Origin of the sequence: Microbacterium sp. Root166, assembly GCF_001427145.1 — a bacterium.
In the GTDB taxonomy this organism is placed as follows: domain Bacteria; phylum Actinomycetota; class Actinomycetes; order Actinomycetales; family Microbacteriaceae; genus Microbacterium.
This window is the reverse complement of sequence record NZ_LMGL01000001.1, coordinates 935110-945224: the sequence shown is the minus strand read 5'-3', so window position 1 is coordinate 945224 and position 10115 is coordinate 935110. Positions and strand designations below refer to the sequence as shown.

Genomic DNA, 10115 nt, shown 5'->3' with positions numbered 1-10115 from the left:
GCAGGCGCCGCAGTCCACGCACTCGTCGGGGTGGATGTACAGCGACCGGTCGCCTTCGTAGATGCAGTCCACCGGGCATTCGTCGATGCAGGCTCGGTCCTTCACATCGACGCACGGCAGTGCGATGACGTAGGTCATGACTGGATGAGCGAATTGCTGCGCGAGATCGCGACCTGCTCATCGCGCGGGACGACCTTGACGCGCTCGCGCGTGTAGCGGTGCCCGGCGCCGAGCTCGCGCTCATGGGCGTCGAGGGCGAGCCAGCCGTTCCACGTCGTGAAGGCGACGTCGCGTTCGCCGAGCAGGTCCAGCACATCGCCGCCCACGTCGGGAGCGGTCAGGCGCCCCTCCGTCGCGTCGGCGACGAGGTGGGCGATGGTCTCTATCGCATCGGACTTGGTGTGGCCGATGAGGCCGACCGGTCCGCGCTTGATCCAGCCCGTCGCGTAGAGGCCGGTGACCGGCGAAGCCGCTTCTGGGCCCACGCGACCGGAGGCTCCGCCCGACGCGTCAGCGGCGAGCGGAGGGGTCGTGGGGACGGTGACACGCCCCTCGTCGTTCGGGATGACGCCGCGGACGTCGTCGAACGGCGCGTCGACCACGGGGGTGCCGTAGTAGCCGACCGCGCGGTAGACCTGCTGGATCGGGAACTCGCGGATCTCGCCGGTGCCCCGGACGCCGCCGTCGCCGGTCGGCTCGGTGCGCTCGAAGCGCAGGCCCTCGACCCGGTCGGATCCGAGCACCTCGAGCGGTGCGTGGTAGAAGTGCAGATGCAGCCGCCGGCTCGCGCCGGACGGCTCGCGCGTGCGCCAGCTCTCGAGCACCCGCAGCATCACCTTCATCTGGTTGTTCGCGGGCGCGACGCCCTCGAGGTAGGCGAAGTCCTCGTCGTGCACGACGATGTCGACGTTCGGCACCTCGCCCAGCTCGCGCAGCTCGATGGGCGTGAACTTGATGTCGGCGGGACCGCGGCGGCCGAATACGTGGACGTCCGTCACGGCCGAGGCCTCGAGCCCCGCCAGCACGTTGTCGGCGATCTCGGTCGAGCGCAGGTCTTCGGCGTGCTTCGCCAGGATGCGCGCGACGTCGAGGGCGACGTTGCCGTTGCCGATGACGGCGACCTGCGATCCGTCGAGGGTCCAGTCGGCGGGCACGTCAGGGTGCCCGTCGAACCAGGCGACGAAGTCGGCCGCGCCGAACGAGCCGGGCAGGTCGATGCCGGGGATCGGAAGATCGGCGTCGCGGATCGCACCGGTCGCGAGGATCACGGCGTCGTACCGTTCGTGCAGCTCTTCGAGTGCGATGTCGCGGCCCACCTCGACATTGCCGATGAAGCGGATCGTGCCGGCGTCGAGCATCTCGTGCAGCGACGTGACGATGCCCTTGATGCGCGGGTGGTCGGGTGCCACGCCGTAGCGGATCAGCCCGTACGGTGCGGGCAGCGACTCGAAGAGATCGATGGCGACCGAGCCGCCGGCATCCTGAACCGAATTGGCGAGGATGTTGCCGGCGTAGATGCCGGCAGGGCCCGCGCCGACGATCGCGACGCGGAGGTTCAGCAGGGACGAGGAGGTCACGAGGATGCCTTTCGGGTGGCGGAGCCCGAGGGTGATGCGGGCGGAGCGAGCGGGTCGAAGGCCGACAGATCGAGGGTCGCGATCTCGGCGGGGGCGAAGGGGCTGAGGCGCACGACGTCGCCCACGACGACGACGGCGGGCGATCGCACGCCGCGCAGCGCGGCCTGCTGCGCGATGGTCGCGAGGGTGCCGACGGTGACGCGCTGGCCGGGACCGAAGCCGTCCTCGACGATCGCCACGGGGCAGTCGGCCCCGCGGTCGCCGCCGGCGAGGACGAGAGCGGAGTGCGCGAGAGTGCCCACGCCCATCAGCAGGACGACGGTGTGATCGCGGCTGCCGCCGAGGGCGCGGATCTGATCGTGGCCGGTCACGACGGTGAACGCCGTCGCGACACCGCGGTGGGTGAGCGGGATGCCGGCGATCGCGGGCACCGAGATGGCGCTCGTGATGCCCGGCACCACCTCGGCCTCGACGCCGGCCTCCTGGCACGCGGCGAGCTCTTCGCCTCCGCGGCCGAAGACGTAGGGATCGCCGCCCTTGAGACGGACGACCTGCTGCCCGTCCTGCGCGAGCTGCACGAGGAGGGCGTTGATCGCGTCCTGCGGCACGGCGTGGTGGCCGGGGCGCTTGCCGACGTCGACGACCTCGGCGGAGAGCACGACGCCCTCGGCGGCGAGGCCGTCGAGCACCGCGCGGGCGCCGAGGCGGTCGGCCACGATGACATCGGCGCGCTCGAGCGCGCGGAGCCCCTTGACGGTGAGCAGTCCCGGGTCGCCGGGGCCGGCCCCGACGAGCCAGACCTTTCCCCGGCTCATCGCGCACCTCCCGCGCCGAGGAGTCCGCGACGACGCAGCAGGCGACGCTCGAGCGGACCGAAGAAGACCAGTTCGATCAGGATGCCGATCGCGAGGATCACGATGATGGTGCCAAGCACGCCCGCGAGATCGGCGAGCTCACGGCTCTGGTCGAGCATCGAGCCCAGCCCGAAGCCGATCGTGCCGCCGGTCGCGATGATCTCGGCCGCCATGAGTGAGCGCCACGAGAACGCCCAGCCCTGCTTGAGCCCGGCCACGTAGCCCGGCAGCGACGCGGGAAGGATCACCGCGGTCGCGAGCTGCCAGCGTGTGGCACCGAGGACCGTTCCCACCCGGCGCAGCTGCGGCGGCACCTGGTCGACACCGGCGATGAGCCCGTTCACGATCGACGGGATGGCGCCCATCAGGATGACGAAGTAGACGGTGGCGTCGGACAGGCCGAACCAGATGATCGCGGCAGGCACCCAGGCGACCGACGGCAGCACCTGCAGGCCGGAGATAATGGGGCCGACGGCGCGGCGGATCGGACGCACCTCGGCCAGCAGCAGCCCGATGGGCGTGCCCACGGCGATGGCGATGAGGAAGCCGACGATGCCCCGCTCGAGGCTGGTGGTGACGGCGAGCTGCAGGCGGCCGGTCTCCCACGCGTCGCCGAGCGCGGCGATCACGTCGAGCGGACTCGGCACGATGTCGGGACGCGGCTGGGCGATGACGACGTAGAGCTGCCACACCACCAGCAGCAGCAGCACGAAGATGATCGGCGGCACGACGCTCGCGGCGATGACGCGCCACCGGCTCGGACGGGTCGCGGCATCCGTCTGCAGGCGGTCGAGGCCCGCCTCGAGGCTGCGCAGGTCTTCGTGAGCGGATGCCTCGATCCGGGCGTTCGTGGTGGCTGTGATGTCACGCGGCATTTCGGCGGATCTCCTTACGCAGCTGCTCGGTGATCTCCACCGAGAGCGCCGCGACTTCGGGCGACTCGATGCGCCGGCCGACGGTCTGCGCGATGCGCCACTCGCCGGCGACCTTGCCCGGGCGGCTCGAGAGCAGCACGACGCGCTGGCCGAGGCGCGCGGCCTCGCGGACGTTGTGGGTGACGAAGACGATCGTGCGGCCCGTCGCCCGCCACACGCGCTCGAGCTCTTCGTGCAGCAGGTCGCGGGTGATGGCGTCGAGCGCGGCGAAGGGCTCGTCCATGAGGAGGACCGGCCGGTCCTGGGCGAGAGCGCGGGCCAGCGCGACACGCTGGCGCATGCCGCCGGACAGCTCGTGAGGCCGCTTCTCGGCGGCGTCGGCGAGGTTGACGGTGTCGAGGAGCGCGAGGGCCTTCTCGCGGCGTTCGCCGCGCGGGACGCCGCGCAGGCGCAGGGCGAGCTCGACGTTCTTGCGGGCGGTGAGCCACGGCATGAGCGCGGACTCCTGGAACATGACGGAGGAGCCCTCGGCCGGAGTCTGGATGCTGCCGGACGTCGGCCGGTCGAGCCCCGCGATCAGATTGAGCAGCGTGGACTTGCCGCAGCCCGAGGCGCCCAGAAGGCAGACGAACTCACCGGGTGCGATGTCGAGCGCGACGTCGTCGAGCACGAGCGGCCCGTCGCCGAAGCGCTTGGAGACGCCGTCGATGCGCACCGCCGGCGGCGGCGGCGGAGTGGGCTGCAGAACCGGCGTCACGCCGTCGAAGCTGGGGCCCAGGAGGTTGGGTACGGCCGGGCGCGGCGCCGCGCCGTCGCCCGAAGGCGACGACGCGGCACCGCGTGCCTGGCGGGAGGCTGAGGTCACGGCGAGTCCTCACCGAGCCCGGCGGCCGAGATGGTCTCCGTACCCGCCGCCTCGAGCAGGCCGTTGAGCAGCCGCAGGTCGAAGAGCCCCTCGATCGAGCCCTCCTTCTGCGTGCCGGCCTTGAGCCCGTTCTCGACGAGAGTCTCGAACGTGTCGGCGTGCGGGTCGGCCGAGAACGTGACGTGCTCGAGCGCACGCTCGATGACGGCGTCGCTGAGCGGCTTCCCGGTCTCGGCCTCGATAGCGCCGTTGATCACGCCCGGGGCCTCTTCCGGATTGTCCGCGATCCAATCGACCGCCGCGACGTGCCCCTCGAGCAGCTGCTCCACGACATCCGGGTGCTCCTCGAGGAACTCGGCGCGCACCAGCAGCACGGTGGTCGGGAACTCGCCGTTCTCCCACAGGTTCGCCTCATCGACCAGGACGCTCGCGCCCTCATCGACGACCAGGCGTGACACCCACGGCTCCGGCAGCCAGGCGCCGTCGACCTCGCCCTGCTGGAAGAGCGTCAGCGTCTGCGCGTTGTCCGTCGGCGTCACCGAGACGCCCCCGCCGCCGGAGGTGTCGGTCGTGTAGCCCTGCTCGTCGAGCCACACGCGCAGCGCGACGTCCTGCGTGTTGCCGAGCTGCGGCGTGGCCAGCGTCAGACCGGCGAGGTCTTCGGGGCTGTCGATGCCGTCGGCCACCACGAGCGCGGCACCGCCGGTCGCGGCGCCGGCGACGATGCGCGCCGAGGCGCCGCCGGACTGGATGAACGTGTTGATGGACGGGTTCGGTCCGATGTACGTGGCATCGATCGCGCCGGCGGTCAGCGCCTCGATCGCGGCCGGGCCGGCGTTGAAGACCGAGGTCTCGATGTCGATGTCGCCGAGCGCGTCTTCGAAGAGGCCCTCCTCGAGGCCGACCAGCGCGGGCGCGTGGGTGACGTTGGCGAAGTAGCCGAGGCGCAGCGCGCCGACCTCTTCGGTCTCGGGTGTACTGCCTGCGGCGGAGGCGCAGCCGGCCATCATGACGGCGACAAGTCCCAGAGTGGTGATCGTCGTCGCAGTGCGGATGGTGTTCACGGTTCGCCTCCTTAGGCAGTCGTTGTCACTGGATGGGTGTGCGCGTCAGTTGCGCGCGATGCCGGCGGCCAGGGTGGCGCCGTCGGACGGATGGATCACGAGGAACGAGCCCCCGTGACGGCTCGAGCTGTACGGCTCGAGGGGCAGCTCGGCGGCCAGGCGCAGACGCACGCGGCCGATGTCGTTGGTCGCGAGCGCCGCTGCCGGCTCGTGCGTGAGCGAATCGAGGTCGTAGCGCGACTCGATCTCGGACACGATCGCCTGCACCGTGGTGGTGCCGTGCTTGACGAGCACGCGACTGCCCGCGGCGAGGGTGCGCGCGTCGAGCTGGAACAGCTCGGCGTCGACCTCCTTGCGGCCGGTGGGAAGCGTTCCGGCGGCCACGACGACGGCGCCGCGCGCGGTGTCGAGGTCGTCGGCGAATTCGAGCGAGACCGACTCCGGCGCGACGGCGGTCTCGACGGGCGTGCCGGCAGAGCGGATGCCGGTGACCGTGGTCGCGATGCCGGACGGGAAGATCTCGACCCGGTCGCCCACGCTCACGGTGCCGGACGAGATGCGCCCGGCGACGGCACGGTAGTCGCGCAGCCGCTCGGCCTCGATCGGGTCCGCGGCCAGCTCGGGAGCCAGGCCGCCCTGGGGGCGGAGGACCAGCTGCACCGGCAGGCGAAGCGGCTCGAGCGCCTGCTCGACCTCGTCGGCCGCGGGCAGGGTCTCGAGCAGCTCGAGCAGCGCGGGACCCTCGTACCAGGGGGTGCGAGCGGAGCGGTCGACGATGTTGTCGCCCTCGAGCGCCGACACGGGCAGCACGTGCAGATCCAGGATGCCGAGCTCGGTCGCGACGGAGCGGGCCTGGGCCGCGACATCCGCGAAGATCTCTTCGGAGTACCCGACCAGGTCGATCTTGTTCACCGCGACGATGACGTGCGGCACCCGCAGCAGTGCGACGACCGCGAGGTGACGACGCGTCTGCTCGAGCACGCCCTTGCGACCGTCGACGAGCACGACGACGGCGTCGGCGGTGGTCGCACCGGTGACCATGTTGCGCGTGTACTGCACGTGACCGGGGCAGTCGGCGAGGACGAACGAGCGGGCCCCCGTCGAGAAGTAGCGGTAGGCGACGTCGATGGTGATGCCCTGCTCGCGCTCGGCGCGCAGGCCGTCGGTCAGCAGGGCGAAGTCGAACTCACCATGGGCGAAGCCGCGCTCGGCCGAGGTGCGCGCGACCTGCTCGAGCTGGTCGGCGAGGATCGCCTTCGAGTCGTGCAGCAGGCGCCCGACGAGCGTGGACTTGCCGTCGTCGACCGATCCCGCCGTCGCGAAGCGGAACAGCGTCCCTTCGGATGTCAGCGTGGTCATCAGAAGTACCCGTCCTTCTTGCGATCCTCCATGGCCGCCTCGCTGAGGCGGTCGTCGGCGCGCGTGGCGCCGCGCTCGGTGAGGGTGGAGACGGCGACCTCGGCGACGATGGCGCCGATGTCCGCGGCATCCGAATCGACGGCGCCGGTGCAGCTCATGTCGCCCACAGTGCGGTACCGGACCGTGCGGACCTCGACGGTCTCGTCGGCGCGCGGCGGCGAGAACTCGCCGACCGGGCGCCACATGCCGTCGCGCGCATAGACCTCGCGCTCGTGCGCGAAGTACAGCGGCGGAAGGGCGATGTCCTCGCGCTCGATGTAGCGCCAGACGTCGAGCTCGGTCCAGTTCGAGATCGGGAAGGCGCGCACGTGCTGGCCGGGGGTGTGACGGCCGTTGTACAGGCTCCACAGCTCGGGGCGCTGGTTGCGCGGATCCCACTGGCCGAACTCGTCGCGCAGCGAGATGATGCGCTCCTTGGCCCGGGCCTTGTCCTCGTCGCGGCGTGCGCCGCCGAAGACGGCATCGTGGCGGCCCGCGGCGATCGCGTCGAGCAGCGGCAGCGTCTGGAGCGGATTGCGGGTGCCGTCGGCGCGCTCGTGGAGCCGGCCGTCGTCGATGTAGTCCTGCACCTTGGCCACTTCGAGACGGATGCCGAGACGCTTCACGGTCTCGTCGCGGAAGGCGATGACCTCCGGGAAGTTGTGGCCCGTGTCCACGTGCAGCACCGGGAACGGCACCTTGCCCGGCGCGAACGCCTTGGTCGCGAGGTGCAGCACGAGCACCGAGTCCTTGCCGCCGGAGAACAGCAGCACGGGCCGCTCGAACTCCGCGACGACCTCGCGGATGACGTGGATGGCCTCGGCCTCGAGGAGGTCGAGCGTGTCGAGGTGCGTCGCGGGACGCGCGATCGTGTCGGTCATACGTGGAGCCCGCATTCCGTCTTCGAGAGGCCGGCCCAGCGGCCCGACCGGGGGTCTTCGCCTGCGGCGACCGGCTTGGTGCACGGCTCGCAGCCGATCGAGGGGTAGCCGTTGCTCACCAGCAGGTTCACCGGCACCTTGTGGTCGCCGGCGTAGTCGAGGAGGTCGTCGAAGGTCCACGCCGCGACCGGGTTGACCTTGACGAGTCCGTTGCGCTCGTCCCACTGGACCAGCGGGGTGTTGGCGCGGGTCGGCGCCTCTTCGCGGCGGACTCCGGTGAACCACAGCTCGTAGCCGCCGAGGGCGTCCTTCAGCGGCGCGACCTTGCGGCGCTCGCAGCACAGTGCGGGATCGCGGTCGTGCAGCTTGGCGCCGAACTCGGCGTCCTGCTGGGCGACGGTCTGCTCGGGCAGCACGTCGACGATGCGCACGTCGAGCACGCGGCCGACCTCGTCGCGCGTGAACCGGGTCTCGGCGAAGTGGTAGCCGGTGTCGAGGAAGAGCACGTCGACGCCGGGGAGCTGCTCGGCCACGAGGTGGGGCAGCGCGGCATCGGCCATCGAGCAGGCGACGGCCGCGGCATCCGCTCCGAAGTTCTTCGCCACCCAGGCGACGACCTCTGCGGGGGAGGCCTCGTTCTCGGTCAGGCTGCCGAGCTCGACGTTGCCCTGCTCCGCGAGGGCCTTGAGCTCTTCGCGGGTGCGCTTGACGGCGACGCGGGGTGCGAGGGAGACGCTCACTGGAGGGCCTCCTCGTCGGCGCGGTGCGCCCACTGGGCGAACGTCTCGTCGGCGGCGATGTCGCGCTCGACCAGGAAGCGCTTGACGACGCGCTCGGTGTAGTCGGCGATGCCGTCCGCGGCGACCTTCAGCCCGCGCACGGTGCGTCCGAGGCCGGCCTCGTCGCGGTCGGCGTTCACGAGCCCGCCGCCGAGGTGGACCTGATAGCCGGGAACCTGCTCGCCGTCGATCGTGACGAGCTGGCCCTTCAGGCCGATGTCGGCGGTCTGGATGCGGGCGCACGAGTTCGGGCAGCCGTTGACGTGGAGGGAGATCGGATGCGGCAGCTCGAACTGCGCGAGACGCTCCTCGAGGGCGAGAACGGCCGCCGTCGCGTACGCCTTGGTCTCGACGATCGCGAGCTTGCAGAACTCGATGCCCGTGCACGCGATGGTGCCGCGGCGGATGAGGCTCGGGCGGGCAGAGAGGCCGAGCTCGTCGAGGCCGGCGATGAGCGACTCCACCCGGTCTTCGGGGATGTCGAGGATCACGATCTTCTGGTGCGGCGTCGTGCGCAGGCGGGTCGAGCCGTGCGCCTCGATCAGGTCGGCGAGCTGCGCGAGGATCGGGCCCGAGACGCGGCCGACGATCGGGGTCGCACCGATGAAGAAGCGGCCGTCCTTCTGACGGTGCACGCCGATGTGGTCGCCCTGCGTCTTCGGCTTCGGCGCGGCAGGGCCGTCGGGCAGCGCGTAGCCGAGGTACTCGTCCTGCAGCACCTGGCGGAACTTCTCGGTGCCCCACTCGGCGAGCAGGAACTTCAGGCGCGCCTTGTTGCGCAGGCGCCGGTAGCCGTAGTCGCGGAAGATCTGGGCGACGCCGTGCCAGGCATCCGCCACCTGCTCCGGTGCCACGAAGACGCCCAGGCGCTCGCCGAGGCGGGGGGTCGTGGACAGTCCGCCACCGACCCAGAGGTCGTAGCCGATGCCCAGCTCGGGGTGGTCGACCGCGACGAACGCGACATCGTTGATCTCGTGGACGACGTCCTGGCTCGGGTGCCCGGTGATCGCCGACTTGAACTTGCGGGGCAGATTCGCCAGCGACTCGTCGCCGATGAAGCGCGACGTGATCTCGTCGATCTGCGGCGTGGGGTCGATCAGCTCGTCGGCGGCGATGCCGGCGACGGGGGACCCCAGCACGACGCGCGGCACGTCGCCGCACGCCTCCGTGGTGCCCAGGCCCACAGCCTCGAGGCGGCGCCAGATCTCGGGCATCGACTCGACCTCGACCCAGTGCAGCTGGACGTTCTGGCGGTCGGTGAGATCGGCGGTGCCGCGCCCGAAGTCGTTCGAGACGCTCGCGATGACGCGCAGCTGCTCGGTGGTGAGCTGGCCGCCGTCGATGCGGACGCGCAGCATGAAGAACTCGTCCTCGAGCTCGTGCGGCTCGAGGGTCGCGGTACGCCCGCCGTCGATACCGGGCTTGCGCTGCGTGTAGAGGCCCCACACGCGGAAGCGGCCGTGCAGGTCGGTCGGGTCGATCGAGGCGAAGCCGCCCTTGGAGTACGTCTTCTCGATGCGCTCGCGCACGGCCAGGCCGTTGTCGACCTGCTTCCACTCCTCGTTGCCGTTGAGCGGGGCGGTGCCGTCGATCTTCCACTGCCCGTTCGGCTTCGACGATGGGCGCGGCGGACGGGCGCGCGCGGCAGCGGGTGCGCCTGCGGCGGGCGAATCGGTGTCGCTGATGGTCACGGTGGCCTCCGAATGTCCGGGCGTCCCCGGCGGAACTCGAATGAGTTCCATTCCGCGAGGTTATGAGTGCTAGCGGGTGCGACCTATCCGGGTGTCAAGGTCTGTCACCGTGCGTCACAGAGCGTCACACA

The 10115-nt window shown here is 71.1% G+C and carries 9 protein-coding genes and 1 pseudogene; all 10 read right to left on the bottom strand.

The window, feature by feature from the left end:
* Positions 1–138 (bottom strand): annotated as a pseudogene (locus ASD56_RS16455) (ferredoxin); the annotation flags it as partial.
* Positions 135–1577 (bottom strand): FAD-dependent oxidoreductase, encoded by a 1443-nt coding sequence (locus ASD56_RS04225; protein ID WP_082541242.1) that lies wholly within the window; start codon positions 1575–1577, stop codon positions 135–137. The pseudogene ASD56_RS16455 and the gene ASD56_RS04225, both read right to left, overlap by 4 nt.
* A complete protein-coding gene (cobA, locus tag ASD56_RS04220) occupies positions 1574–2392 on the bottom strand; it encodes a uroporphyrinogen-III C-methyltransferase (RefSeq protein ID WP_055961575.1) in 819 nt (272 codons plus the stop codon). The genes ASD56_RS04225 and cobA overlap by 4 nt, the downstream gene beginning before the upstream one ends.
* The gene (locus ASD56_RS04215) at positions 2389–3306 is read right to left on the bottom strand and encodes an ABC transporter permease (RefSeq protein WP_055961572.1); all 918 of its coding nucleotides are present in this window, start codon (positions 3304–3306) and stop codon (positions 2389–2391) included. Before ASD56_RS04215 ends, cobA begins: the two co-directional genes overlap by 4 nt.
* Positions 3296–4021: an ABC transporter ATP-binding protein gene (locus tag ASD56_RS04210; protein WP_235565578.1), complete on the bottom strand. Its 726-nt coding sequence runs from the start codon at positions 4019–4021 to the stop codon at positions 3296–3298. The genes ASD56_RS04215 and ASD56_RS04210 overlap by 11 nt, the downstream gene beginning before the upstream one ends.
* Before the next feature lie 146 nt (positions 4022–4167).
* The gene (locus ASD56_RS04205; RefSeq protein ID WP_055961570.1) at positions 4168–5235 is read right to left on the bottom strand and encodes an ABC transporter substrate-binding protein; all 1068 of its coding nucleotides are present in this window, start codon (positions 5233–5235) and stop codon (positions 4168–4170) included.
* Between the two features lie 45 nt (positions 5236–5280).
* Positions 5281–6594 (bottom strand): sulfate adenylyltransferase subunit 1, encoded by a 1314-nt coding sequence (locus tag ASD56_RS04200; protein WP_055961566.1) that lies wholly within the window; start codon positions 6592–6594, stop codon positions 5281–5283.
* Positions 6594–7514, bottom strand: a complete 921-nt coding sequence (cysD, locus tag ASD56_RS04195) for a sulfate adenylyltransferase subunit CysD (RefSeq protein WP_235565513.1) — start codon at positions 7512–7514, stop codon at positions 6594–6596. The genes ASD56_RS04200 and cysD overlap by 1 nt, the downstream gene beginning before the upstream one ends.
* Positions 7511–8254 (bottom strand): phosphoadenylyl-sulfate reductase, encoded by a 744-nt coding sequence (locus ASD56_RS04190; RefSeq protein ID WP_055961562.1) that lies wholly within the window; start codon positions 8252–8254, stop codon positions 7511–7513. Before ASD56_RS04190 ends, cysD begins: the two co-directional genes overlap by 4 nt.
* The gene (locus tag ASD56_RS04185; RefSeq protein WP_442922378.1) at positions 8251–10035 is read right to left on the bottom strand and encodes a nitrite/sulfite reductase; all 1785 of its coding nucleotides are present in this window, start codon (positions 10033–10035) and stop codon (positions 8251–8253) included. The genes ASD56_RS04190 and ASD56_RS04185 overlap by 4 nt, the downstream gene beginning before the upstream one ends.
* Positions 10036–10115 lie beyond the last annotated feature (80 nt).